Genomic DNA, 25,990 nt, shown 5'->3' with positions numbered 1-25,990 from the left:
TTGAAACTAGGGCCCGCGTCGCCGGCCACGGAGTCATGGCACCTGCGCGGCGATTACCACGCTTCATGACGAACGGTGCCGAGGACCATTCACTGGCCCCTGCCGGACCGCCAGGCCGCACTGCAAGTGATTGATAGCACGAAGTTTTTCGTTACCCTGAATGCATCGCTTGATTAGGAGCTTGCTTAGGATTGTAGTTAAACTACAATTTAGTGCCGAAAATATTTCTATCGGGCTACGGTCGATGGCACGCCTTGCGCGGCGGTCTGCCCGAGCCAGGTTTCTAACGTCACCGTCAACACACAATGCAAGTTGATCCAGGCTTTACGTTCGTCCTTTTCGGCGGCACCGGCGACCTGTCGATGCGCAAAATCCTGCCGGCGTTGTACCAGGCGCACCGCGGCGGCATGCTGCCTGCGGCAGGCAGAATCGTTGCGGTCGCGCGTGGCATTGGCGACCGCGATGCGTACGCGCAATGGATGCACACGCACGTGCGCCAGCACGTGAAGCCAGCCGGCGACGATGCCTCGTGGAACAGCTTTCTCGAGCGCATCTTATTCGTGCAGATCGACCTTGGACAGCCCCACGACTATGCGCTGCTACGCGACGCGATTTCGCCGCTGCCCGGCATTCGGGTGTTCTACTTGGCTACTGGGCCGTCACTATTCGTGCCGATCTGTCGTGCGTTGGCGACCGTGGGCTTGAGCGATGGCGCACGCATCGTGCTGGAGAAGCCGCTTGGCTACGATCTGGAGTCGTCCAATGCGATCAATGACGCGGTTGGTGAGATCTTCGCGGAAGGGCAGATCTACCGGATCGATCACTACCTGGGCAAGGAACCCGTTCAGAACCTGCTCGCGCTGCGTTTTGGCAATGCACTGTTCGAGCCGCTGTGGCGCCGTGAGTGGGTTGAGAGCATCCAAATCACGATTGCCGAGGAATTAGGCGTCGAGGGACGGGGCGATTTCTACGACAATACCGGTGCGTTGCGTGACATGGTGCAGAACCACCTATTGCAGCTGCTGTCGATCGTGGCGATGGAGCCCCCTCACTCGATGGATGCCGATGCGGTGCGCGATGAAAAACTGCGCGTGCTGCGCGCGCTCAAGCCCGTCGAGCGGCGTGACATCAGTCGCGTCGCGGTACGCGGCCAGTATCACGCGGGCGTGGTCAAGGGTGTCGCGGTGCCCGCCTATGTGACCGAGCACGGCGTGAGCGCATCGAGCACGACCGAGACCTTCGTCGCGTTGAAGGTTGAGATCGAAAACTGGCGCTGGGCCGGCGTGCCGTTTTTCCTGCGCACCGGCAAGCGGCTTGCCGATCGCGTCGCGGAAATCGTCGTCAACTTCCGCGCGGTCCCACACTCGGCGCTCGGCCCGATGGCGCTGCGCAATGGCGCCAATCGTCTGGTGATACGGTTGCAGCCCAACGAATCAATCCGGCTATATTGCCTGGCCAAGCAGCCCGGCGAGGGGATGAACCTGCAAAGCGTGCATCTGGATCTGGCGTTCGACCAGTTCTTCAAAGAAGATCGCATGGAAGCGTACCAGCGCCTGTTGCTGGACGTGATCAATGGTCGGCTGGCACTGTTCGTGCATCGGGACGAGCAGGAGGCGGCGTGGAAGTGGGTCGAGCCAATCCTGGAAGAATGGGCGCGTCCCGGCACGTCGCCCAAGCTGTACGCGGCGGGGACGTGGGGACCGGCTGCGGCGAGCGCGATGCTCGCTCAGCATGGTACATGCTGGCTAGAAGAAGAGAACTAGCTGGCGCGTCGCGCTGGCTTGAATCGCAGGGACCGGCCCGCCCGCCATGTCGGTGGGCGGTCACAGGCAGTACGGAGGAGCAGTGATCGAGCTTTACGCTTTTAATGACCCGCGTGCGCAGCAAGACGCGCTGTCGCAGGCGGTCGGCGACGCGTTGCAGTCGTCGCTGGCCGCGCGTATCGGCGCGAGTCGTGCCACGCTCGCGGTGTCGGGCGGCACGAGCCCACGGCCGTTCTTGCAGGCTTTGTCGCGGCGCCCGCTCGACTGGGCGCGCATCGATGTCACCCTGGTCGACGATCGCTGGGTCTCGCCGATGCATGCCGACAGCAATGCGCGACTCGTGCGCGACACATTGCTACAGCACGCGGCGCGCCAGGCCGTGTTCCGGCCGCTGGTCGACGTCGAGCAGGCGCCTGCCGACCACGTCGCGGCATTGAACGCGGATGCTTCGCGCGCGCTGCCCGACGTGGCCGTGCTTGGCATGGGCGAGGATGGTCACACGGCGTCGATCTTCGCCGACGCGCCGCAGTGGGATCTGGCCACACGAACCCACGAGCGCTATGTGCTGGTCGAGCCGCGGCAGGCGCCGCATCTGCGGGTCAGCTTGTCGCTATCGGCGCTCAGGCAAATCGGCCGGCTGTTTCTGTTGGTCTCTGGGCAGCGCAAGCTGGACGTGCTGCGCGCTGCGATTGAGCAGCCACAACATAACGCCATCTCCAAGCTGGCCAACGATACGGGAGTCAACGTCGATGCCTATTGGTGCGCCTAAAGCCGTGCTCGCACGCGCGCGTCCCCATCCGGATGGCCCGCGGCTGCTTGCCGACATAGGTGGCACCAATGCGCGTTTTGCACTGGAATTCGGACCGGGACAGATTGACGATATCCGAGTGTACCCTTGCGCCGACTATCCGGGCATCGCCGCCGTAATCCGCACATTCCTGAAGGACAGCAAGGTCGGTCGCGTGAACCACGCGGCCATTGCAATCGCCAATCCCGTCGATGGCGATCAGGTGCAGATGACCAACCACAACTGGAACTTTTCAAGCGAGGCCACGCGTCGCGCGTTGGGCTTCGATACGCTGTTGGTGGTCAACGACTTTACCGCGTTGGCAATGGCGCTGCCGAGCCTGTCCGATGCGCAACGCGCGCAGATTGGCGGCGGCGTGCGCCGGCAGAACAGTGTGATCGGGCTGCTCGGACCGGGCACGGGGTTGGGCGTGTCAGGCTTGATTCCCGCAGACGAGCGCTGGATCGCGCTGGGCAGTGAGGGCGGGCATGCCACCTTCTCGCCGCAGGACGAGCGCGAGGATTGGGTGCTGCACTATGCGCGCAAGAAGTGGCCGCATGTGTCGTTCGAGCGGGTTTGCGCAGGACCGGGGCTGGCACTGATCTACCGCGCGCTGGCCGCGCGCGGCAGGAAGCGACTTGACACGCCGCTCGAGCCGGCCGACGTGGTGCGGCGTGCGCAGGCGGCCGAGCCGCTCGCGCTGGAAGCGGTGGAGTGCTTCTGTGCGGTGCTTGGCACGTTTGCCGGCAATATTGCAGTCACACTTGGCGCGCTGGGCGGCATTTATATCGGCGGCGGTGTCATTCCCCATCTGGGCGAGTTGTTTTCGGCTTCGCCGTTTCGTGCGCGGTTCGAGGCGAAGGGCCGTTTCCAGGCGTACCTGGCGAACATCCCGACCTTCGTCATCACCGCGCAATATCCGGCCTTCCTCGGTGTGTCCGCGATCCTGGCCGAGCAGCTCGGGCATCATGCCGGCGGCGGATCAGCCGTGTTCGAGCGCATCCGGCAGATGCGCGACGTGCTCACGCCGGCCGAGCGGCGCGTGGCTGACCTGGCGTTGAATCACCCGCGCTCGATCATCAACGATCCGATCATCGACATCGCGCGCAAGGCCGATGTGAGCCAGCCGACCGTGATCCGCTTCTGCCGTTCGCTTGGCTGCCAGGGATTGTCCGACTTCAAGCTGAAGCTGGCTACCGGCCTGACTGGCACGAACCCAGTTAGTCACAGCCAGGTCTACTTGGGCGACTCGGCGACTGACTTTGGCGCGAAGGTGCTCGACAACACCGTGTCGGCCATCCTGCAGCTGCGCGAGCATATGAACTTCGACCACGTCGAGCGTGCGATCGACATGCTGAACAGCGCACGGCGTATCGAGTTCTACGGCCTGGGCAATTCGAGCATCGTCGCTCAGGATGCGCACTACAAGTTCTTCCGCTTCGGGATCCCGACCATTGCATACGGCGACTTGTACATGCAGGCCGCGTCCGCCGCGTTGCTGGGCAAGGGCGATGTGATCGTCGCCGTCTCCAAGTCCGGCAAGGCGCCGGCGTTGCTGCGCGCGCTGGAGGTGGCGATGCAAGCTGGCGCGCAAGTTATTGCGATCACGTCGAGCAACACGCCGCTGGCCAAGCGCGCGAGCGTCGCGCTGGAAACAGACCCTATCGAGATCCGTGACTCGCAGCTGTCGATGATCTCGCGCGTGCTGCACCTGCTGATGATCGACATATTGGCGGTTGGCGTCGCGATTCGGCGCGCGTCACCCGACGCGGGCATCCAGCAGGTGGCCGAGGCGATGCGCGGGCATGCCGACGAAGACTCCGCGGTGGTGCTGGACTGGCTCAGCCACGGTGCGGCATTGGAGCAGCGCGATACGCAATAGTTGTCGCGCTAGCTGGTCAGAACACGTGCTGGATGCCCGCGTACAAGCCAGTCTGGCTGTGGCCCGGGATTAAAGGGTCAACATTGACTCCTGCTTGCAAACATCTGGTGGTGTGACGCCGGGCGGATCGTCTTTCTCGAAACGGCGGCCGTCTGCTCGCGCTGTCGAGGTCCAATCGCGGACCGTTGCTGGGCGTCGCGCTTGCAGATCGGCCCGCATCACACCGGCTGCTGGTGACAGGCCAGCTGATGGCTACTTTAGGCTGCCGGACAGGAATTGCTTGAGCCGTTCGCTCTTCGTGCGGCCGAAGACCTCGTCCGGCGGCCCTTGTTCTTCGACGCGGCCTTGGTGCAGAAACATCACATGGCTTGACACGTTGCGCGCAAACGCCATTTCGTGCGTCACGACGATCATCGTGCGGCCTTCTTCGGCCAGCGTCTGCATCACCTTCAGCACTTCGCCGACCAACTCGGGGTCCAGTGCCGAGGTCGGCTCGTCAAACAGCATGACATCTGGGTGCATCGCCAGTGCGCGGGCGATGGCCACACGCTGCTGCTGCCCACCAGACAGGTGCGACGGGTATTTCTTCTCGACCGATGTGCCGAGCCCAACCTTGTCCAGATACTGGCGCGCCCGCTCCTGCGCTTGCGCGCGCGACAAGCCCAGCACATGCACGGGTGCCTCGGTGAGGTTTTCTAGCACCGTCATGTGCGACCACAGATTGAAGTGCTGGAAGACCATCGCTAGCTTGGTGCGCACGCGTTGCAATTGCCTGGCGTCGACGACTTTTAGGTTGCCGTCGCGATCCGGCGCAGTCTTGACCTCGACGCCGTCCACATAGATCCGGCCCGCATTGGGCTGCTCCAGGAAGTTCACGCATCGCAGGAACGTGCTCTTGCCAGAGCCCGACGAACCGATGATGCTGATCACGTCGCCGGCCTTGGCCTTGAGCGAGATGCCCTTGAGCACCTCCTGGCTGCCGTAGCACTTGTGCAGATCATCAACGAACAACTTGGACATGGGCGAATTCATCGCGTGTTGAGCCTTTCGCGGATTGAACTTATTGACCTTGCGGCCGCAGATGGGCCAGCCAGCGCTGCTCGGCGCGCCGGAACAGACCCACCAGCGTGAACGAAATGCCCAAATAGAGCAGCGCGGCGATGCCGAACGCCTCGAACGATTGATACGTGGCCGAATTGACGTCGCGAGCGATCTTCAAAATGTCCGGCACCGTCGCGGTGAAGGCGACCGTGGTGGCATGCAGCATCAGGATCACTTCGTTGCTGTAGTACGGCAGCGCCCGGCGCAGCGCCGAGGGCAGGATCACACGCCGGTAAAGCGCGAAGCCGGACATGCCGTACGCGCGCGCGGCCTCGATCTCGCCGTACGGCGTTGCGCGGATCGCGCCGGCGAAAATCTCGGTTGTGTAGGCACAGGTGTTCAGCGTGAACGCCAGCAGGGTGCAGTACATGCCCTGTCGGAAGAACGCATTGAGAAAGTCGTGTGAACGCACCAGCTCCAGGCTGTAAATGCCGGTGTAGCACAGCAGCAACTGCACATAGAGCGGGGTGCCGCGGAATACGTAAGTATACAGCCAGACCGGGGCGCTGAGCCATTTGTGTCGAGATACGCGCGCGACCGCAAGCGGAATCGACAGGCAGAAACCGATGCTGATCGACACGACCAGCAGCCACAATGTGATGGCCACGCCGGTAATGTTGTAGCCATCGGTGAACAGATAGGCTTTCCAGTAGGTATGCAGCAACTCGATCATCGTCGCGCCCGGGTATCAGAGATCCGCACGGCGAACGCCGGTTGAGTAGCGGCGCTCCAAGTACAGCAACACGACATTGGAAAGCGTCGTGATCGCCAAGTAGATCGCGCCGGCGACGACCGTGAAAAAGAAGAAGCGCATCGTGCCCTTGCCGGCGTCCTGCGATGCCTTGACCACGTCGGCAAGACCGATGATCGATACCAGCGCGGTCGACTTGACGAGCACCTGCCAGTTATTGCCGATGCCGGGTAGCGCAAAGCGCATCATCTGCGGGAACATGACCCGCGAAAACGCTTGCCAGCCTGTCATGCCGTACGCCGCCGCCGCCTCCATCTGGCCGCGCGGCACCGACAGGAACGCGCCGCGGAATGTCTCGGTGAAGTATGCGCCGTAGATGAAGCCCAGCGTAAGTACGCCGGCGGTGAAGGGGTCGATGTCGATCTGGTCGATCTGCATCAGGTCGGTTAGGGAATTCAGCCAGATTTGCATGCTGAAGAACACCAGCAGCATCAGCACCAGATCAGGCACGCCGCGGATCAACGTGGTATAGACCGTGCCGACCACGCGCGGCATGCGGCTGCGCGAGAGCCTGGCCGCGGCGCCGAGCAGCCCGATCATAAAAGCGACCGCGAGCGACAGCAGCGACAGCTTGATGGTTTGCCACGTGCCCGCTGCGATGACCGGGCCATACCCTTGCAGGAACATGGTGAAGTCAGTAGCCTAATGTCTAACGATGAGTCAAATATCCGGCGCACTTTGGGACAACCGCCCGTTTTAGGTGGCCAAACATGCGCGCAACGCGATGCCGGTGCGCAGCATGCCTGCGTGGTGCCCGGTACGCGAAGGGCGGTATTCTAACTCAACAGCGCACGAGGGCCGCCACGCGGCCACGGTTTGCTCTCATGCAGTGGTTCGCGCTGTGCGGTGAGGCGTTGCTGCGTCGCGTGCAAGGTCATCGTGTTGGGAGGGCAACCGGTAACGATGGATACGCATTGCAGCGGCGACTCGGTCCGGTAACGGTAAACTGCCGCTCATGGCTACTCAAATCCTCGTAATTGACGACGATCAGGAGTTGCGCGACTTGTTGCGCGACTATCTGACCCGGCAGGGCATCGAAGTGTCGGTACTGCACGATGCTGCTTCACTGGAGCGGCGGCTCGAGCGGGAACGGCCCGACTTGATCGTGCTCGACCTAATGATGCCTGGCATGGACGGCTTGACGGCGCTGCGGCAATTGCGTGCCGCGGGCGACGACATTCCGGTGATCATGCTGACCGCACGTGCGGACGACGTCGACCGTATCGTCGGGCTGGAGCTGGGCGCGGACGACTATCTCGGCAAGCCGTTCAACCCGCGCGAGCTGCTGGCCCGCGTGCAGGCGGTGCTGCGGCGGCGTCGCAGCATTCCGTCGGCCGCGCCGGAGCAGCGCGAGCCATTCAACTTCGGCCGTTTTACGCTTGATTTCCAGACCCGCTCGCTGATGCAGGACGGCAAGCCTGTGGCCTTGTCGGGCAGCGAGTTCGCATTGCTGAAGATCTTTGTCAACAATCCGATGCGCACGCTGACGCGCGAGCGGTTGCTCGAGTTGCTGCACGGGCCCGAGTACGACGGCACCGACCGCGGGATCGACGTGCAGGTGTGGCGGTTGCGGCGCGCGTTAGAGACCGATCCGTCGGCGCCGCGCTTGATCCAGACAGTGCGCGGCCGCGGCTACGTATTCGTGCCGGACGAAGGCCATGCGGCGTCCGTTTGATTCGCTGTTCGGACGGCTGGCATTGCTGGTGGTTGGCGTGCTACTGCTCGCGCATTTTGCATGGTTCGCGCTGATCCGGCTGCAGCGCAGCGAGTGGCAGGCGCGCTATGCGGTTGAGGAAGCGATGTTCCTGATCGAGGCAGTACGCCAACATGTCGAGCGCACGCCCGAGCAACCGCTGCCGTCGCGAGTCAAGGTGGTGCCCGATAACCCGGGCGTGGCACCCGCGGCGGATCCGCACGTGCCGCCACCGGTCGAGCATTTCCTGTCCGAACTGGAAGATCGCTTGCCGCCCGGCACGCAGATCCGGGCCAAGGGCGGCAACAAGCCGTCCAGCCTGTGGGTGCGCGAACCAGGGTTCAAGCGCTGGATCGTCGTGCCGCTGCAACCGTTGCGTTCGCCGCGTCGTGCGTTGGACCGCACGTTGATGTGGCTCGGGCTGATTTTCACCGGTGCGGTGCTCTCGGCGCTGTTCGCCGCGTGGCAATTGCAGCGCCCGTTGCGCACGCTGGCGCAGGCTGTGGCTCGGTTCGGTCGTGGCCTGCCCGTCGCCCCCGTGCGCGAGTGCGGCCCCCTCGAGTTGCGTCAGCTCACGCGCGGCTTCAATACGATGGTCAGCAATCTCGCGCAGACCGACAAGGATCGCAACGTGATGCTTGCCGGCGTCGCGCACGATTTACGCACGCCGCTGGCGCGGTTGCGGTTGCGCGCGGAGATGCTCGACGATGCAAAGGCGCGTGACGGCGTGGTGCGCGACGTCGACTCGATGACCCACATCGTCGACCAGTTCCTGGTGTTCGCGCACGATGGCATCGATCGCAGCGAGCCAGTCGGCGTGGACCAACAGTGCGACCGTATCGCGCGGACTTATCGCGCGGTGTCGCCGTCGGCGGACGCAGTGCACACCGACCTGCGCGCCGGCCCGGACTTCGTGCTGCCGGCCGCGACACTGGAGCGCGTGTTGTCCAACCTACTGGACAATGCATATGCGTACGGCGCGCCGCCTGTGGTGATCGAAACCGTCCGCACGGCGCGAGGCTTCACGTTAACGGTCAGCGACCAGGGTGGCGGCATTTTGCCTCAGGACCTGCTCAATGCAAGCCGTCCGTTCGTGAGGCTGGACCCGGCGCGCGGCGGCAATGGTCATAGCGGGCTCGGGCTGGCCATCGTCGAGCGGCTCACGAACCGGCTGGGCGGCGAATGCCGACTCGGCAACCACGAGCGCGGCGGCCTGCGTGTCGAACTGGCGTTTCCGGCTCAGTCGGGCACTGCGCAGGCCTGACCCGCGGCGTGCATCCCCGCACGCGGGGACGGCATGGCCGCGTCAATTACCGAACAGGGCATTCAATGCCGCGGCGGCTTCGCTGTCGATCGTGTTATACGTGACACTGTTGGCCTCAAAAATATAGTGCGTGGTGTACTTGCCCAGTCGTGCCAGGATCTCCTCCTGAATCACGTCGGGCGCCGCGTCGAACTTCAGGTACCACGCGGTCGACGATAATCTCGTCTGGAAGGCGCCGTATTCAGCCATCAGCGCGTCGAATTCATGGGCGTCCTGGTCACGGCAGATGATGACGAGATTTCCCTTCATGTGGCCTCCTGCATTCATTCAGTGACCCATCATGATAACCGTTAACGGCCGCCGCGCCGCGTCAGGGGGCGGCCCGCAAGGTAATCGGTGCGGCTGGACCACCTGGATGACATGGCGCGCATGCCGCATCTGCGCAACGGCGGAACAATTCAAACACGTTAAAAGGTTGTAACGGTCAGGGTGCTTAGTGTAGTGTCGGGGCGGTCTTGAAAATGGGCGGTGTTTGCCATCGCGCTCCGGCGCGGCGGCGCGGTCCATCCGTATGCCCGAGAGCGCCGGGGAGTTTGTCTGATGGATTTCGGTTTCAATTTCGGTTTTCGCTTCGATCCAAAGCGCGACGCCGCGGCGTCCGCTTGGCGCTTGTTGCCCAATCGGTGGGATTTCGTGGCCTTTCCGCTGATCATCGGCCTGATCGCGATGGCGGCGATCGGCTTCGAGCAGACGATGGCGCCGATCTCGACGCTGAAGACCCAGGCGATTTCGCTGAACCCGATTGATTTGCCGGAATATGCGCTGCGCACCACATTGCGGATGCTCGCCGCGATGCTCGCCGCGTTCGTGTTTACGCTCGCTTACGGCACGCTTGCTGCAAAAAGCCGGCGGGCGGAGAAAGTGCTGGTGCCGATGCTGGATATCCTCCAATCGGTGCCGGTGCTCGGCTATATCTCGTTTACGGTCACCTTCTTCATTGCGCTGTTCCCGACGCGGGTTGCCGGAGCGGAGTGCGCGGCAATCTTCGCGATCTTCACCAGCCAGGCCTGGAATATGACGTTCAGCTTCTACCAGTCGCTGCGCACGGTGCCGCGCGACCTGGACGAAGTGTCGCGCGGCTTTCACCTGACGGGCTGGCAACGCTTTTGGAAGCTCGAGGTGCCGTTCTCGATGCCGGGCCTGATCTGGAACATGATGATGTCGATGTCCGGCGGCTGGTTCTTCGTCGTCGCGTCCGAAGCGATTACCGTTGGCAACCACACGATCACGCTGCCCGGTGTGGGGGCGTATCTGGCGCAGGCGATCACCGAGCGCAACCTGCCGGCGATCGGTTGGGTGATCTTGACGATGACGCTCGTGATTCTCGCGTACGACCAGTTGCTGTTCCGACCGCTGGTCGCGTGGGCTGACAAATTTCGCATGGAGAACACCGCGTCGGCGAGCGCGCCCCAATCGTGGCTGCTCGACCTGGTGCGTCGCACCCGGTTGATCCACCAATTGCTGGTGCCGGCCGGATGGCTGTTCGCGCGCATGGCGCGCTTGCCGCTGCGTTGGCGCAAGCTGCCGTTGGTTGGACCCAGGATAGCGCCACACCGCAAGCTCTCACGGCTTGGCGATCTCGCTTGGGGTGGGCTGGTGCTGGCTGGCACAGCGTACCTGTTATGGCGCGTCATCGGCTATGTGAGCACCGGCGTGACATGGGATGAGGTGGGGCACGTGCTCGCGATGGGATGCATTACGCTGGCGCGTGTGCTCGTGCTGATCGCGATCGCCTCGGTCGTGTGGGTTCCACTGGGCGTGCTAATCGGTTTGCGCCCGGCGCTGGCCGAGAAGCTTCAGCCGCTCGCGCAGTTTTTGGCGGCATTCCCGGCCAATCTGCTGTTCCCGGTATTCGTCATCGTGATCGTGCGTTTCGGGCTGAACCCGGACATCTGGCTTTCCCCGCTGATCGTGCTGGGCACGCAGTGGTATATCTTGTTCAATGTGATCGCCGGTGCGAGCGCGTATCCGAATGATTTTAAGGAGGCCGCGACCAACTTTCGCATTCGCGGCTGGCAATGGTGGCGTCAGGCGATGCTGCCGGGTATTTTCCCGTACTATGTGACCGGGGCGATCACCGCCTCCGGCGGCGCGTGGAACGCGAGCATCGTGTCCGAAGCGGTGCAATGGGGCGATACACACGTCGTCGCGCATGGGCTCGGTGCCTACATCGCGCAGATGACCACGGACGGCGATTATCGCAAGATCATCCTCGGCATCGCGGTGATGTCGTTGTTCGTCACACTCTTTAATCGCTTGTTGTGGCGTCCGATGTACGCCTACGCTGAGAACAAGCTGCGCCTGGATTGATCAATACGGTGGTTGCCATGCAGAATCCCACGAATGCCGCTGCGCCGGTCACGGTAGTGCCCGCCATGAGCGCGCCCACGCCCGGCGATGTCCTGTTGTCCGTCGACCATGTGCGGCGTGGGTTCGAGAAGACCCAGGGCGAGCTGCTGGTGCTCGACGACGTCAACTTGTCGATCCGCGAGGGCGAGATCGTTGGCTTGCTTGGGCGCTCCGGCTCCGGCAAGTCCACGCTGCTGCGCATCATCGCGGGGCTGATCTCGCCGTCTGGGGGCGAGGTGACCTATCGTGGCCAGCCGCTGCGGGGCCCGGCGGAAGGCGTCGCGATGGTTTTCCAGACCTTTGCGCTATTCCCATGGCTCACTGTGCTGCAGAACGTCGAAGCGGGTCTGGAGGCCCAGGGCGTACCCGCGCGCATCCGGCGTGAGCGCGCGCTGGCTGCGATCGACCTGATCGGGCTGGACGGGTTCGAGAACGCGTACCCGCGCGAGCTGTCCGGCGGGATGCGCCAGCGCGTGGGCTTTGCCCGTGCGCTGGTGGTAGATCCGACGCTGCTGCTGATGGACGAGCCGTTCTCGGCGCTGGACGTGCTCACCGCCGAGACGTTGCGCACCGACATGCTGGACTTGTGGACGCAAGGCCGCATGCCGATTAAGGCCGTGCTGATCGTCACGCACAATATCGAAGAGGCGGTGTTCATGTGCGACCGGATCCTGGTGCTGTCGTCCAACCCGGGGCGCGTGCTAGCCGAGATCCAGGTGCCGTTCAAACATCCGCGCAACCGGCTCGATCCGGTGTTCCGCCGTCTGGTCGATGACATCTACGCGAAGATGACGGCGCGTCCGAGCGCTGGCGCGCCGCGCAAGGGCCTGGAGTTGCACAGTTGGTTGCCACACGTGTCAACCAACTTAATGGCCGGCCTGATCGAGACGCTGGCGACCGCACCGTACCACGGCCGAGCGGACATGCCCGAGATCGCCCGCACGCTGCACCTGGAGGTCGATGACCTGTTCCCGATTGCCGAAGTGCTGCAATGGCTGGGTTTTGCCGACGTGCGCGAGGGCGATATCTTCCTGACGCCGCCGGCCCGTGTATTTGCCGAATGCGGCACGCAGGAGCGCAAGATGATGTTCGCCGATCATCTGTTGAGCCACGTGCCGCTGGCGGCGCGGATCAAGCGGGTCCTCAATGAGCGGCCTGGTCATCGTGCACCGCGGGTGCGTTTCGAACAGGAACTCGAGGACTACTTGTCGGACAGTGCCGCGGAGGAAACGCTCGACGCGGTCATCAATTGGGGCCGCTACGGCGAAATCTTCTCGTACAACGACCAGACTGAGATCTTTAGCCTGGAGGACGTCGAGTCCTGATGGCTGTCGAGTCTTGATCGCGGTTGCTATTGTAGCGAGCGCGAGCGCCCCGACGGCCGGCTCGCCGACTGCCCACTTCCAGCGCTCGCCATGCCGGCACGCGCTAGCAAGATACCAGGAGGCGTGCGCCCGCGTGCCGTGCCCGTCGCCGCGTCGGCGAAGCCACTAATCAACTGGCAGTCGCACAGCGCGCACCCAGCGGCCAGCGCCGCCTCGCCGCGCGCGCGGCGGATTGGTTTCAGACGCCGCAAGGGTAGAAGCGACCTACTCGGGTACGCCCGGCAAGGAATGTAAATCATGGTGAGCGGGATAAGCGGCTCAGCCTGCGTCGCTCTCGGACGGGTCCGCGCACGCCTGCGCCTCGTACGTGCCTAGACGGTTGTACAGCGTCTTCAGACTGATACCAAGGGTTTGGGACGCGCGCCGCTTGTCGCCGCCGCAGTGCTTCAGGGTTGCCAGGATGATTTGCTTTTGCGCGTCGGCAAGCGGCGTGCCGACCCAAATGCTCATTGCATCGCCTTGCAGCACCGGCTTCTTGACCCGCGATGCCAGATGCGGGTGCTGAATCTCGACGGTTTTCTCCGCCAGAATGAACGCACGATAGACCGCATTTTTCAATTCGCGCACGTTACCCGGCCACGAATAAGTACGCAACGTGTCGAGCGCGCGCTTGCTGAATGCCTTGCTGGTATTTTCCTGTGCGTTCAGCTCGGCCAAAAAATACTGCGCGAGCAGTTCGCGATCGCCGTTGCGTTCTCGCAGCGGCGGCGCGCGCAACGGGAAAACCGCAAGCCGGTACATCAGGTCTTCGCGCAGCCCGTTTTCCTTGACCGCGGTGGCCGGGTCGCGATTGGTCGCGGCGATCACGCGCACGTTGGCGCTGATCAACTCGTTGCCGCCGACCCGATAGAATGTGCCGGTCTCCAATGCACGCAGCAGCTTGACCTGACGCACCGGCGACATCTCGGTGACCTCGTCTAGAAACAGCGTGCCGCCGTGCGCATGTTCGAAGTAGCCGATGCGGCCTTGCACGGCGCCCGTAAAGCTGCCCTTTTCATGGCCGAACAACTCGGCCTCGATCAGGTTGTCCGGGATGGCGCCGCAATTGACCGCGACGAACGGGCCATCCTTGCGGTGGCTGGCGTCGTGGATCGTGCGCGCGATTAACTCCTTGCCGGTTCCGGACTCGCCGACGATCAACGCGGTCGCGTCGGTGGCCGCGACCCGCTCGATTTGCTCGTACAGATCTAGCATTGCGTCGGACGAGCCATACAGCAGGCCGAACGACTTCAGGCCCGGCACTCTCGGGTGCGGGAACTTAAGTGATTGCTGTTCATCGGACGCCACTAGCGCGTCCGCCTCGCTTGACGACATGGTGTATTGCTTTCGGGTGCAAAGAACCCTATTTAACCACCCGCGCCAACCCAGCCGCAATTGCTTATTTTGAAGCGTCAGGCGTTTTGGCGTAAACGAATTGCGTTTTGAGCGGCCGATCGGAAGCGGTTACACTGAGTGCCCCGAGCGTGTCGATTATTCTTTATAATCAAGTTTACGCACCACATAAGACTTTTAAATGGCAATGATTACGCGATGGGCGTAATGGTCCTGGCTGAGGCGCGCAAATTTTTTCAAATTGGCAGGACGGCGGCACGTCGCGTGCGCGTTGACGCGCAACGTCCGTGGGGGCTGCCGACTTGCCGCTTTTTCCGGACACGATTCCTTTCTCATGCCGCATATACTGATAGTCGATGACGACCCCAATTCCCGTGATGCGTTGGCGGAGATCGTCACGGGCGATGGTCTGACCATCGCGATGGCCGGCGACGTGCGCGAGGCGCGTATCCAGATCGTCAGGCAGGTGCCAGACGTCGTCTTTACCGACTTGAAGCTGCCGGATGGCAGCGGCGTGGACTTGTTCAACGATCTCGATTTACGCTCCGGCGTAGAGATCGTGGTCATTACCGGGCACGCCACCGTGGAGTCCGCGGTCAGTGCGCTGAAGATGGGCGCAACGGATTACCTCGTCAAGCCGATCAATGTGCAACGGGTCAAGGCGATCCTTGGCAGGATCCCCCGTACCGGCGACCTGCGCGCCGAGATTGGCACGCTGCGTGGCGAGTTGCGCCGCTTTGGGCGTTTTGGCTTGATGCTAGGCAATTCGGCGGCGATGCAGCAGGTCTATGACCAGATCAACCGGGTGGCGCCGACCTCCGCTTCGGTGCTGCTAGTGGGTGAATCCGGCACGGGCAAGGAAGTGGCCGCGCAGACCTTGCACGAGTTAAGCTTACGACGCAAGCAGGCGTTTCTGGCCGTCAATTGCGGCGCGGTGTCGCCGACGCTGATCGAGTCGGAAATGTTCGGTCATGAGCGGGGCGCCTTCACTGGCGCGGACCGACAGCACAAAGGCTATTTTGAGCGCGCCAGCGGCGGTACGTTATTTCTGGACGAGATCACCGAAATGCCGATCGAGTTGCAGGTTAAGCTGCTGCGCGTACTCGAGACGGGCGTATTCATGCGCGTCGGTACCACTAAGGAGATCGAGACCGACGTGCGGCTGATCGCGGCGACCAATCGCGATCCCGAGCAGGCGGTGCTCGAGGGCAAGCTGCGGCTGGATCTTTATCATCGGTTGAACGTATTTCCAATTAGCCTGCCGCCGCTGCGCGAGCGCGGCAAGGATGTCGAGTTGCTCGCGCAGAGCTTTCTAGACGAGCTCAACCAGCGCTACGGCACGGACAAGCACTTTCCGCCTTCGGTCAAGGAAACGATGCTGTCGTACACGTGGCCTGGCAATGTGCGCGAGCTTAAGAACTATGTGCAGCGCGCCTACATCATGTCGCCGGCCGATTCGTCCGCGACCGCATCGGTGCCGCTGCAGATCTCGTTGTCCAAGCCGTCCGCTGGCACTGCGGTGACCATCCCGTTCGGCACGTCGCTAGCCGAAGCGGACCGCCAACTGATTCTGGCCACGTTGGAGCAATGCGGTGGCGTGAAGACGCGGGCCGCGGAGATCCTCGGCATCAGCTTAAAGACGCTGTACAACCGCTTGGTCGAATATGGCGATGACGTGCGCAACGCATCGGGCGAGGACGCCGGCGACAGCGACGACGCGCCAGAAAATGTCGGGACGAAGTCCGCCGATAATTGACGCATAGGCTTGGCGGTGATGGATGAACAGGCGTTTGGGCGTGAGCGGGACTGAGCGGCTGGCTCTTCGGTGGGGGGCAGCCGGCATACGCGTTGCTCCCTATCATATCGTCTCCTTTGAGGACGCGACCTATGTCAACGCTCGAATGGCGCGCCCACGCGCCGCAACCCGATCCACCCACGCCCACGCCGCCGCATCCGCCTGAGGTGCCGCCGCCGGACATGCCACCGGATGAAGCGCCGCCTGACCCAACGCGCGATCCACCCGGGCCTGATATGCCGCCGATTGGCGATCCGCCGCCGCAAGGCCCGGACATGCCGCACGTGCAAGCACCGACGTACCACGCGTTTTGACGGCGTCGCCTGCGCGGCCGCGCCGCGCGGCCCAATGGCTCGCGCGAACATCGGCCCAGGGACGCACGCCGACGACACAGGCCGCGATGCCCGGGAAGGCTCGTCCGCTCACCTGTCATTGTAAAGGTTACAACCTGGGGCGTAACGCTTACTGCGCTATGCGAAGACGGTGCGGAAGCCTCGCCGGACGGGTACGCTACAGCCGGACGGGTACGCTACAATCAGGAACCACGCAGTGCAAGTTGGGGGCGCAATGAGCCGACCAAACACACAAGCCGGCCAACGGCCGGACCGGTTGCCGACCACCGGCACGGGTAACGCGGGCGACCACGAAGACAGCATATCGGCCGGGCAGAACCGGCCTGCACCTGACGCGCCGGCAGATGGCGTCGACAACCAGGGCGGCATTCGCCGCGCCGACCTGGCCTATCAGCGAGAAATCGGCACAGAGCAAGACGCGTAACGCGATTCTGGCTATTCCTTTGGGGCCTTGCGCCATCATGCCTTTCGGGGCGTCGGCCGTGCTCGGCCTTTTTTTGTGCACTGCGGAAATCGGCATGAAAATTGCATGATGGTGCCGATAGCTTCGTTTAAACAGACAGCAGGTGGCAATCCCTATGAGCAGATTGATCGTGGTATCCAATCGGGTCGCCCCGGCGCAGGAGGGCCGTCCCGCGGCAGGAGGGCTGGCAATCGGCGTCTACGATGCGCTGAAGGAGGCCGGCGGCGTATGGTTTGGCTGGAATGGCGAGATCGGCAGTGAGGCGGGCAAGCCAACGATCGAGACCCGGGGCAACGTGACCTACGCAACAATCGGCCTTAGCCGGCGCGACTATGATCAGTACTATCGCGGTTTTTCGAACGCGACGCTGTGGCCCGCTTTTCATTATCGAAACGACCTGACGCGGTTCGACCGCGCCGATTACGAAGGCTATATGCGCGTCAACGGGATGCTCGCCCGGCAATTGCAGAAGCTGGTTCGGCCGGACGACATCATCTGGGTGCACGACTACCACTTGATCCCGTTCGGCAAGGCATGCCGCGAACTCGGCATGCGCAATCCGATCGGGTTTTTCCTGCATATTCCGTTTCCGGCACCCGAGGTGCTGCATACGATCCCGCCGTACGCCACACTGCTCAAGGCACTGTGCAGTTACGACGTGATCGGCTTCCAGACGGACAGCGATCTGCAGTCTTTTACCGACATCGTGCAGCGCGAATTCGGTGGGCAGTTGCTTGGCAATGGGATGGTCCACGCATTCGGCCACCGATTCAAGGCCGCCGCGTATCCGATCAGCGTGTACCCGGATGCCATTGCGAAAGCTGCGCAGCAAAACGCCAGCCGCAAGCAGGTGGTCGGGCTGCGTGACAATATGCGCGAGCGCAAGCTGATCATCAGTGTAGATCGGCTCGACTACTCGAAGGGGCTGGCCGAACGGTTTCAGGCATTCGAACGCCTGTTGCTGGATTCGCCGAGCCTGGCCGGGCGCGTGTCACTGATGCAGATTGCACCGCCTACGCGTACCGACGTACAAAACTACCAGTCGATTCGCAAGAACCTGGAGGCGGAGGCGGGCCGGATCAACGGCCGTTTTGCCCAGCTGGACTGGACCCCGATCCTGTACCTGAATCGCAACTATGAACGCAACTTACTGATGGCGCTGTTCCGTGCGGCTCAGGTCGGGTGCGTGACGCCACTGCGCGACGGCATGAATTTGGTGGCGAAGGAATACGTCGCGGCACAAGACCCCGCCGATCCTGGCGTGCTTGTGTTGTCGCAGTTTGCCGGTGCAGCAGACCAATTACCAGGCGCCTTGATTGTCAATCCGTTCGACCTGGTTCAGGTCGCCGACGCGATGCGCCGTGCGTTGTCGATGCCTTTGGTGGACCGGCAACAGCGGCACCAGGCGATGATGGCAGTATTGCGGCAGAACGACCTGTCTGTATGGCGCGATTCATTCATGCGCGATCTGCGTGAAGTGGTGGACCGCGATGACGCGTTGACTCTGCGCGTGATGGCGCAGTCGGCGGCGCTCGCGCGGTCCGGTGTGCCAGTGCGGTTGCCTGCCAGCACGTTGTCTTGATTATGACCAAACCGACCTTCGCGGCCCGCGCTCAATCGATGCGCTCGCGCATGATGGACCTGCTGGCTTGGGTATCGGATCCGGTCACGCACTGGGTCAAGGATCGCTGTCCGACAATGGCGGCGTCGATCGCGTTCTATACCGCATTCTCGCTTGCACCCACCCTGGTCATCGTCATCGCAGTGGCCGGCTTTTTTTTCGGTCAGGATGCGGTGCAAGGCCGGTTGTTCGACGAAATACGCGGTGTGGTCGGCGACGAAGCCGCACAAGGCGTGCAGGCCATCGTGGCGAACGCGTGGCATGTCGATATGGCAACGCATACGACCGCGGTGTCGATCCTAGGTATCGTGATTGGCGCATCCGCAACATTCTCGACATTGAACAGCGCGTTGAACGCGATTTGGCCGGTGCCGGAACCCGATACGCGCGCTAGCCTGCTCAGTCTGGTACGGGTGCGCTTGGTCTCATTTGGCCTGGTGCTGGGTGTGGCATTCTTGATTGTCGTGCTGCTGATTTTGGATACGGCGATCAGCGTGGCCGGGCACTGGTTCTGGGGGCCGCAAAGCGCTTCGTACCTGATAGCGAATGCGGTGCAGCACGTGGCCACGCTCGGTTCGCTATGGCTGGCATTCTCCGCGATGCTCAAGTTCGTCCCCGATGCGTCGCTCCAATGGCGCGATGCGTTGGCGGGCGGCTTCGCGGCGGCACTGCTGTTCTCCGGCGGCAAGAATATCTTTGCGTTTTACTTGTCACACGCGGGCACCGCCAACACCTTTGGCGCTGCGGGCTCCCTCGCCGTGCTGCTAATGTGGCTGTATTTCTCGTCGTCGGTGTTCCTACTCGGTGCGGAGGTGAGCGCGACCGCCGCGCGCCGACGCAACAACACGCATTGACCGCGGGTACGGTCCTTGCAACACCCTTGCCACCTCAAACTGGGAGAAAATAATGCAAACAACACCATGGATCCGCATGACCATCGGCATGATCTGTGCAGTGCATATGGCCGGGCTGGTCGCGCAGACTGCAAGCGGCAACAGCACTGCGCAATCGTCGGGTTCCGAGACGGTCAGCGAGAAAATCAGCGACGGCGCCATTACCACGAAGGTCAAAGCCGCCTTGCTGAACGCAAAGGACGTGAAAGGCTTTCAAAATATCCACGTGAAGACCACGGCTGGCGCGGTACGCTTGACCGGGACGGTCCCCAGCCGCCAGGCGAAGGAAGCTGCCTCAGCAGCAGCGAGGACGGTCGACGGTGTAACTCACGTGCACAACGACCTGCACATCGCAAATTGACGCTAGCTCGCCACGCGCTAAGTACCGCGTGGCGATGGGCTACGACTGTGGCGAAGCGGTTTGATGAACCCGCCTTCTAGATGCGGCGTTCGTCAAACGCGGCACCCGCCACACACAGCGTCCGTTAGACGCAACACCCGCCGCACACGGCGCCCGCCAGATGCAGCGTCCGCTAGACGTGGCATGTGTGGCATGGGGTGCTGCATCCGGGACAGTCAAACTATCGTGCCGTAGCGTCGCGCAATTCGCGTACGCGGTCGTGAGTCTTGAGTACGCCTTCGTATTGCCGCTCGACGAGCATCCGGATGTCCGCGGGCAGTGCTTCATCCAGCGCCTGTCGGTAGTGCTTCTTCGCTACGTCCTCGCCTTTTTCGCAGTCTGCCAGGATCTCATGGTCGCTGCGGCCCTTGATAGCTGACTTCAGGTCCATCCAGCCACGGTGCAGCGCACCGGACGCGGACCCGTGATCTTCGGCCTTGCCGCCGATGGAGTGGACGGCCGCTTGCAACTCGCTGACCGCTTGCGCGCACGATTGTGCGCGGCTGGTGAACAGCGCCTTCAATTCCGGGTTCGATGCGTCCTCTGCCGCCTTGCGAAAGCCGGCTTCGCCGTCTTTGGATGTTTCGATCAGGTTGTTGAGAACGGAAACAATATGAGTTGCCATCGCGTACCTCCATGGGTTGTGATGAATCGGAAACTGCGCACCGCGCAGATCCGGCGTGCGAGGGTCGGTTCGCCCATCCGGCTACCGGTGGCCTGGCCGACACCCCACAATGCGGCGGACTAAGTGTGCCGCTCGTTGAGATCGGGCTGGCTGTCGCGCTCCACGTGCGGCGCGCGGGTCGGGTCGAAGTCAGCCCAGCGTCCGTCGCGCCAGCGTCCGGATGCGCGCTCGATATCCAGCGCACCTGCGTCGCGCAACACACGCGAGGCATTCTCCTGCGTGGCGGCGTCCACATGCACGGCAACCAACACGCCGGCATCACGCGCCTCGCGCTGGACGACGCGCTCGTGTCCGTGATGCTCCTCGAGCGCGCGTCGGGTATGGCTCATTGCACCGATCATTGAGCCGACATAAGCGCCGACCCCGGCGGCGATGATCGATACGAGCATCGGCGCGCCCGCCAGCGTAAAGACCGCGACGCCAACGACCGCGCCCACGACAGCCCCCAGCGCGACGCCTTTGGCTGCCCCCTTCGGCGCTTCACGCGCGCCAGGGTCGGTCGATATGTCGCCGCCGGTCGGAAGGCGCGCGTGCTGGCCGGGTGGGTTGACGAAGAATAGGGTAACGTCCTCTTGGACAAAACCGTGCTCGAACAGCGCCTGCGAAGCGCGTTCGGCTTGAGGGAACGAGGTAAAGCGTCCCGCAACGATCAGTGACATAAAGCCTCCTTTGCAGGATAAGACAAGTGGGCGGATTGCCTGGCGGCGTTAGTTTGCCGAGATCCGGAATAGGCCACTGTGCAGCACGACGGGTTGACCGTCGCTATCCGTCAGTGCGAGCCGAGCGACTCGATAAATGCAGTCGCGTCCGCGCTCAAACGCCTGCAGTAATTCGCTCTCGAGCACGGACGTGGCGCCAAAGTGGTCTTCAAGGGCTTCAGCACTCACCGAGCACTGCACTAGGCGTCCATCGACGGACGCGGTGAAATCAAGCATCATCCGTGCGCCATCGAAGGCAGGTGACGCGTCATCGAAAGTAATATGCTGTGATGGTTTGAGTGATTCGTTCATGCCCTTCTTTCAAGCAAGCAGCATGCCTATAGTCGATTAGCCGCGATGCCCTGGATCGACGCCGCGGCAATGCGCAAGGTTTGTTGTTGCCGCCATGGGTGAAAAGATAGCCGCCACCGTCACCTGGAGACGGCCCCCTTGGTTGCCGGTGACGTTGAAAAATCAGCGCAACGAGGGCTGCACCGATAGTTTGGCCGGCTAGTCGTGCCGTGCCGAACCTGCCACTCGCCTCGTCGCCACGCGAGCGTAGCGACGAGGCGAGCATGGGACGCTTGTGGGGCGACTGGGACAGGCGAAGCCGAAACTGCACAGCGCCATGCGCGACACGAGGTGGGTCGTGCACGGGTGCGCGTCGAGTGTGGCCAGCAACGCGAGGCTAGCAGCAAGCCCTCGCTAGGTCTGGCGTGCGCGTCTAATTACTTCAGCTCGTATAGACCTGTATAGGTGGCCGAGTCGATTTCGTTCAAGTGGATCATGAAGCGCGCCACCGCGTTGGTCGTGTCCGTGCCAAGTGGCAGTGCATCGACTTTCAGCGCATGGAGACGGAACACGTACCGATGCGGCGTGTCACCGCGTGGTGGCGCCGCGCCGCCAAAGCCCACCGTGCCATAGTCGTTGCGTAGCTGCAGCGCACCGACTGGCAGCAGGCTGCCGTCGGCCTTGCCGGCATCATCCGGCAGTGAGCGCACGTGTGCCGGGATATTGACGAGAACCCAGTGCCAGAAACCGCTGCCGGTCGGCGCGTCCGGGTCGTATACGGTCAGCGCGAAGCTTTTCGTATCGGCGGGCGGGTCGGCCCATTGCAGCGCGGGCGACACGTTGCCGCCGTCGACGCCAAACGAGCGGTCATCGTATTCCTGCTGCTTAGGCATGAATCCATTGTGCGAGAACCGATCGGACCAAATGCGAAATTCAGCCATGGACGTTGCTCCGGTAGGTTGACGGCGCATGGTGCCGCGACATGACGGCGGCCGCATGGCATGGCTATGCGGCGCGTGTGTCGCAGCGTTCGCTGCCAGATGAGCGAGTGTAGCATCACGCGTGGCCCGATAGGAGGCGGGCGCCGCACGCGGGGCGATGAGATGCAGCGCTAGGCGCGGCGGCCGGCAAGCTCCGAGGCCAGCGCCAGCAAGTGGGCGGTGTGGGACGCCACGTCGTAGTCGTACAGCAGGTGCTCGCTGGGTCGGATGAGCCGCGCGGTGCCGGCACGCCAGCGCGTGAGCGCCTGTGTGACCGCCATGGCGAAACTGCTCGCGTCCAGGTGCGAGAAGCGCCATTGCGCGTCGTCGCGGATGACTTCGGCGCAGCCGACATGACCGGCGGTAAGCACCGGCGTGCCGCACAGTATCGATTCGATGCCTACTAGCCCGAACGGTTCATAGGGCGCTGGCACGATCGTGAAGTCGGCCGCGCCGAATACGCATGGCATGTCCTTGCGATAGCCGAGCGAGCGGATCCGCGGCGATGGGCTGGTGACCGGGCGGCCCGCGACCAACAGGCAGACCGGCTCGGTGGTCGCCTCGAAGTACGCGCGCAGCAGCTCGAAGCCCTTGCCGGTGTTGGCCACGAACACAAACGCGGCGTGTCCGTCGGGGATGCCGAGTTGCGCCCGCATCGCATCGCGCTGTGCCGGCGCCATCGGCGTGAAGCAGTCGCTGCGCACCGGGGGATAGATGACACGGATCTTGTCCGGCGCGATGCCGAAATACTGCTGGATTTCTTGCGCCATCATCCTGGAGTGGGCGACGACCACGCCCGCGTTGTGATAGGTGCGGCGCTCCAGCGCGGTTTGCCAGCCGTCGTTCCATTTTGGCTTGTTGCGACCATGGCGCAATGCGCCCGGATGCGTGCCGCCGCATACGACGATGTCGGCTGAGTCGACCCGATTGCACGCGATCACGATGTCTGCCTGGCTGCGTGTACGGCGCGTGCGCAGCCGCCAGGAGAACGCCGCGTCGCGCAGCGCACGCGGCAGCCAATTGACCCGGATGGCTTGCGCGTCGACGACTGGATACTCGGGCAGCGTTTTATCGAATTTGCGGGCGAAGACGATCGGACGGACGCCCCGCGCTGCCATTGCACCAATGATGTCGCGCGCGTAGCGCTCGAAGCCGCCGGCGTGGCGCAACGCTTGGCACGACAACCCGATGCGCAGTCCCCGCCAGGTGCCGCCAGTGCTACCAGTGCCGCTGTCGCCGCGCGCTGATGGGTCTGCGCACCGCGCATAGTGGTACTTCAGGAACGTCGCCCGCGCATTCATCCGCGCGATGCCTAGGCCCGTCAGCCCGTCCAGGAATCCAGCCCGCATCATAAACGTGCGCACGAAAGCAAAGCCGCCGTGCGCGAGGGGGGCCAATGCGCTGATGCGGCGCGCGCGCGCGCGCAACATCTGGGCGCCGGCGCGAGCATAGGCCAGTGTCTTGTCCGCTACCTCCTCGCCAGAGCGATAGCTGTAGTGCAGCAACTGGCCATCGAGGCGCCCGGTGGGGCCTTTGACGATGGGCCGCTCGTGCACGGCATCGTCCGAGAATCTGACCGCTTCGCGGCGGAACAACCGGACCACCCAATCCGGCGACCAGCCCGAGTGCTTGACCCAGCGGCCGCAGAATTGTGAGCGGCGGGACATCGCGTATCCCGTACAGCCGGATGGGACGCGCCCGGACAGTACCGCTTCGATCGATTTCCTCAGCTGCGGGGTCACGCGCTCGTCGGCATCCAGCGACAGCACCCACGGCCGGGTGGCGAGCGCGAGCGCCCGATTCTTTTGAGGGCCGAAACCAGGCCAGTCTGTTGTGACGACCCGTGCGCCGAAGCGCTCGCAGATCTGCACCGTCGCATCGGTGCTGCCGGCGTCGACCACGACGATCTCATCGGCCAGGCCGCGCACGGACGCTAAACATGCTTCGATGTCGTGGGCCTCATTGAGCGTGATGATGATCACACTGAGCGGTTCGCGATGCACGGTCATGACGATATGAGGGGATAACGGCGAAACCAGCAATATTAATGGATCTTGCCGCGGTGGCCCGTACGCCGACGATTGCCTGTCTCAGTACGCGGCTGCCCATACCACAGCTTCATGACAATTCAATGCATCTGCGATGCCCGTGTGGCCTGGTTGCCAACGTGCTGGGTCCTGCCGGTCCACCCTTGTGGCGACGCGGTCCGGATTGCCGTGTGCACTGCTCGATCATTGCTGTGGTGGGGTGCGTCGTCACTATCGCAGCACGGGCGGGATCGCCAATGTGGTGCCGCAGCGTTTCGTTCAGCGATCGTCTTGCAGCGCGGGTACCGCGGCCGAGGTCTTCTTGCCCGCGGCAGGCGGTGTCCTCGGGCGCCGCTCTCGACCAATCAGGCGCTTGATCGCGCGCTTGGCCAGGAACACTGCACGCTCTCGGTACAACGTACCGCGATAGCCGTCGAATGGCACGTGTTCGGCCAGTTCCGGGTAGGTTTGCGCGACGGTGCGGCAATGCTGAGCCAGCGTGTCGATGAGGCGCAGCGCGTCGCCCAGCGCATGGCCATCGACGCGGGCCGCTTCCCGGCGCGCGTGCGCGAATCCCATCGCAGTGAGCGTCATCCAGTAACGCCGATACGCCGGATCAGCGCATTGCGACAGCGCGCGCTCGACATTCTTGGCCAGGTCCTGCACGCTGCGCGTGTTCATGACTTGCGTGATGCTGCCCGAGCGTCGATAGTAGTTGTACAGACGCTCGCTGAGCCGATGTACCGTGCGGGCACGCAAGTATAGATACGGCGTGACCGCGGCGTCCTCGTACAGTTGGGCAGGCGGGAACGCAATGCCATGCCACAGCGAGCGCCGGTAAATACGAGCCCACGCGAACATCTCATAAGTGGCCGCGACATCGAGTAGCAGCCGATCGTCCACTTGATGCTCGCCAGCCCACTCGGCGCCGATCATCGTCAACTCGTCCGATTGTTTGCCGTTGCGGCCCACGATCCAGATGTTGTAGTCGATCACGTCGGCGCGTCCTGCCCGCAGGATCGGAATGATCTCGTCGGAGAAGTCCGGCTCCCAGGCATCGTCGCCATCCAGGAAGGCCAAGTACGGCGACTGCGCTTGTGCGATGCCGGTATTGCGGGCTGCGCTGCATCCACCGTTGGGCTGGGTGATCACCCGAATATCGGCGTGCGGATTGGCTTGCACGATTGCGTCGATGCGCTCGCGAGAGTGGTCGGTCGAGCCGTCGTCGACCACCAGTGTCGTGATCTCGTTGAGATAGCGTTGCTTGAGTATCGATTGCAACGCATTCGCGATGCAGTCCTCGAGATTGTAGACGGGCACGATAACGGTCAGCAGCGTGCTCGTGGATACACGTCCGGAAAGCGTCATATCTGGCGTGAGAAGGCGGTTCGCGTCGCACTGCCCGGCCCGGGACATG

At 63.1% G+C, this 25,990-nt stretch carries 23 protein-coding genes and 2 pseudogenes; 13 read left to right on the top strand and 12 right to left on the bottom strand.

From position 1 onward, the window contains the following. The first annotated feature begins 305 nt into the window (after positions 1 to 305). The 3 genes from zwf to IHE30_RS11930 all read left to right on the top strand — a co-directional run bounded on the left by zwf (position 306) and on the right by IHE30_RS11930 (position 4,432). Entirely contained in the window at positions 306 to 1,763 is a 1,458-nt protein-coding gene (gene zwf, locus IHE30_RS11940; protein ID WP_337690863.1) for a glucose-6-phosphate dehydrogenase, read from the top strand. Between the two features lie 82 nt (positions 1,764 to 1,845). Next, positions 1,846 to 2,532 carry a 6-phosphogluconolactonase gene (pgl, locus tag IHE30_RS11935; protein WP_337690861.1) on the top strand — a complete coding sequence of 229 codons (687 nt, stop codon included), beginning with the start codon at positions 1,846 to 1,848 and terminating at the stop codon, positions 2,530 to 2,532. Continuing rightward, positions 2,513 to 4,432 carry a bifunctional transcriptional regulator/glucokinase gene (locus tag IHE30_RS11930; protein WP_337690859.1) on the top strand — a complete coding sequence of 640 codons (1,920 nt, stop codon included), beginning with the start codon at positions 2,513 to 2,515 and terminating at the stop codon, positions 4,430 to 4,432. Before pgl ends, IHE30_RS11930 begins: the two co-directional genes overlap by 20 nt. A gap of 252 nt (positions 4,433 to 4,684) precedes the next feature. Here IHE30_RS11930 and IHE30_RS11925 read toward each other — a convergent pair whose 3' ends face one another. Genes IHE30_RS11925 through IHE30_RS11915 form a run of 3 tightly spaced genes read right to left on the bottom strand, consistent with a single transcriptional unit; the run spans position 4,685 to position 6,911 of the window. After that, positions 4,685 to 5,452 carry an ABC transporter ATP-binding protein gene (locus tag IHE30_RS11925; RefSeq protein WP_337690856.1) on the bottom strand — a complete coding sequence of 256 codons (768 nt, stop codon included), beginning with the start codon at positions 5,450 to 5,452 and terminating at the stop codon, positions 4,685 to 4,687. 40 nt (positions 5,453 to 5,492) lie between these two features. Then, entirely contained in the window at positions 5,493 to 6,206 is a 714-nt protein-coding gene (locus IHE30_RS11920) for an ABC transporter permease (protein WP_337690855.1), read from the bottom strand. Positions 6,207 to 6,221: 15 nt separating this feature from the next. Further along, positions 6,222 to 6,911 (bottom strand): ABC transporter permease, encoded by a 690-nt coding sequence (locus tag IHE30_RS11915; RefSeq protein ID WP_337690854.1) that lies wholly within the window; start codon positions 6,909 to 6,911, stop codon positions 6,222 to 6,224. Positions 6,912 to 7,239: 328 nt separating this feature from the next. Between IHE30_RS11915 and IHE30_RS11910 the strand changes: the two genes are divergently transcribed. Continuing rightward, positions 7,240 to 7,959 carry a response regulator gene (locus IHE30_RS11910; protein ID WP_337690852.1) on the top strand — a complete coding sequence of 240 codons (720 nt, stop codon included), beginning with the start codon at positions 7,240 to 7,242 and terminating at the stop codon, positions 7,957 to 7,959. Next, positions 7,943 to 9,241 (top strand): ATP-binding protein, encoded by a 1,299-nt coding sequence (locus IHE30_RS11905; RefSeq protein WP_337690850.1) that lies wholly within the window; start codon positions 7,943 to 7,945, stop codon positions 9,239 to 9,241. Before IHE30_RS11910 ends, IHE30_RS11905 begins: the two co-directional genes overlap by 17 nt. 42 nt (positions 9,242 to 9,283) lie before the next feature. Here IHE30_RS11905 and IHE30_RS11900 read toward each other — a convergent pair whose 3' ends face one another. Next, positions 9,284 to 9,550 (bottom strand): double-stranded DNA-specific endonuclease, encoded by a 267-nt coding sequence (locus IHE30_RS11900; RefSeq protein WP_041753763.1) that lies wholly within the window; start codon positions 9,548 to 9,550, stop codon positions 9,284 to 9,286. Between the two features lie 291 nt (positions 9,551 to 9,841). Here IHE30_RS11900 and IHE30_RS11895 point away from each other — a divergent pair, with 291 nt between their 5' ends. Continuing rightward, complete coding sequence (locus IHE30_RS11895) at positions 9,842 to 11,611, top strand: ABC transporter permease (RefSeq protein WP_337690849.1); 1,770 nt, start codon at positions 9,842 to 9,844, stop codon at positions 11,609 to 11,611. A gap of 17 nt (positions 11,612 to 11,628) precedes the next feature. Then, the gene (locus IHE30_RS11890) at positions 11,629 to 12,975 is read left to right on the top strand and encodes an ABC transporter ATP-binding protein (protein WP_337690847.1); all 1,347 of its coding nucleotides are present in this window, start codon (positions 11,629 to 11,631) and stop codon (positions 12,973 to 12,975) included. Positions 12,976 to 13,293: 318 nt separating this feature from the next. On the opposite strand, the gene IHE30_RS11885 is transcribed toward IHE30_RS11890, so the two are convergent. Beyond that, complete coding sequence (locus IHE30_RS11885) at positions 13,294 to 14,349, bottom strand: sigma-54 interaction domain-containing protein (RefSeq protein ID WP_337690845.1); 1,056 nt, start codon at positions 14,347 to 14,349, stop codon at positions 13,294 to 13,296. Positions 14,350 to 14,701: 352 nt separating this feature from the next. On the opposite strand from IHE30_RS11885, the gene IHE30_RS11880 reads away from it, so the two are divergent. From IHE30_RS11880 to IHE30_RS11855, 6 genes are all read left to right on the top strand, one after another. Beyond that, entirely contained in the window at positions 14,702 to 16,123 is a 1,422-nt protein-coding gene (locus tag IHE30_RS11880; RefSeq protein ID WP_337690843.1) for a sigma-54-dependent transcriptional regulator, read from the top strand. A 131-nt stretch (positions 16,124 to 16,254) separates the two neighbouring features. Further along, positions 16,255 to 16,476 carry a hypothetical protein gene (locus IHE30_RS11875; RefSeq protein WP_337690842.1) on the top strand — a complete coding sequence of 74 codons (222 nt, stop codon included), beginning with the start codon at positions 16,255 to 16,257 and terminating at the stop codon, positions 16,474 to 16,476. 253 nt (positions 16,477 to 16,729) lie between these two features. Next, a complete protein-coding gene (locus IHE30_RS11870; protein WP_337690841.1) occupies positions 16,730 to 16,939 on the top strand; it encodes a hypothetical protein in 210 nt (69 codons plus the stop codon). Between the two features lie 154 nt (positions 16,940 to 17,093). Next, the gene (otsA, locus tag IHE30_RS11865) at positions 17,094 to 18,560 is read left to right on the top strand and encodes an alpha,alpha-trehalose-phosphate synthase (UDP-forming) (protein ID WP_337690840.1); all 1,467 of its coding nucleotides are present in this window, start codon (positions 17,094 to 17,096) and stop codon (positions 18,558 to 18,560) included. 2 nt (positions 18,561 to 18,562) lie between these two features. After that, positions 18,563 to 19,453 (top strand): YihY/virulence factor BrkB family protein, encoded by an 891-nt coding sequence (locus IHE30_RS11860; RefSeq protein ID WP_337690838.1) that lies wholly within the window; start codon positions 18,563 to 18,565, stop codon positions 19,451 to 19,453. A gap of 76 nt (positions 19,454 to 19,529) precedes the next feature. Beyond that, the gene (locus IHE30_RS11855; protein ID WP_337690836.1) at positions 19,530 to 19,853 is read left to right on the top strand and encodes a BON domain-containing protein; all 324 of its coding nucleotides are present in this window, start codon (positions 19,530 to 19,532) and stop codon (positions 19,851 to 19,853) included. A gap of 220 nt (positions 19,854 to 20,073) precedes the next feature. Here the strand turns inward: IHE30_RS11855 and IHE30_RS11850 are convergent, their stop codons facing one another. From IHE30_RS11850 to IHE30_RS11825, 7 genes and pseudogenes are all read right to left on the bottom strand, one after another. Beyond that, a complete protein-coding gene (locus IHE30_RS11850) occupies positions 20,074 to 20,517 on the bottom strand; it encodes a PA2169 family four-helix-bundle protein (protein ID WP_337690835.1) in 444 nt (147 codons plus the stop codon). A gap of 119 nt (positions 20,518 to 20,636) precedes the next feature. Further along, positions 20,637 to 21,236 carry a glycine zipper domain-containing protein gene (locus IHE30_RS11845; RefSeq protein WP_337690833.1) on the bottom strand — a complete coding sequence of 200 codons (600 nt, stop codon included), beginning with the start codon at positions 21,234 to 21,236 and terminating at the stop codon, positions 20,637 to 20,639. 48 nt (positions 21,237 to 21,284) lie between these two features. Continuing rightward, positions 21,285 to 21,587 carry a DUF1488 domain-containing protein gene (locus tag IHE30_RS11840; protein WP_337690831.1) on the bottom strand — a complete coding sequence of 101 codons (303 nt, stop codon included), beginning with the start codon at positions 21,585 to 21,587 and terminating at the stop codon, positions 21,285 to 21,287. A 416-nt stretch (positions 21,588 to 22,003) separates the two neighbouring features. Continuing rightward, complete coding sequence (locus IHE30_RS11835; RefSeq protein ID WP_337690829.1) at positions 22,004 to 22,507, bottom strand: YbhB/YbcL family Raf kinase inhibitor-like protein; 504 nt, start codon at positions 22,505 to 22,507, stop codon at positions 22,004 to 22,006. Between the two features lie 170 nt (positions 22,508 to 22,677). Beyond that, a pseudogene (locus IHE30_RS15210) lies at positions 22,678 to 23,691 on the bottom strand (glycosyltransferase family 4 protein); the annotation flags it as partial. 114 nt (positions 23,692 to 23,805) lie between these two features. Beyond that, positions 23,806 to 24,555, bottom strand: a pseudogene (locus IHE30_RS15205) (glycosyltransferase family 2 protein); the annotation flags it as partial. A gap of 297 nt (positions 24,556 to 24,852) precedes the next feature. Then, positions 24,853 to 25,941 carry a glycosyltransferase gene (locus tag IHE30_RS11825; protein ID WP_337690825.1) on the bottom strand — a complete coding sequence of 363 codons (1,089 nt, stop codon included), beginning with the start codon at positions 25,939 to 25,941 and terminating at the stop codon, positions 24,853 to 24,855. Positions 25,942 to 25,990 lie beyond the last annotated feature (49 nt).

The organism is Mycetohabitans sp. B46 (assembly GCF_037389205.1).
Taxonomy (GTDB): domain Bacteria; phylum Pseudomonadota; class Gammaproteobacteria; order Burkholderiales; family Burkholderiaceae; genus Mycetohabitans.
Note: the sequence above shows the minus strand (reverse complement) of the source record. Positions and strands in the feature narration are given on the sequence as shown.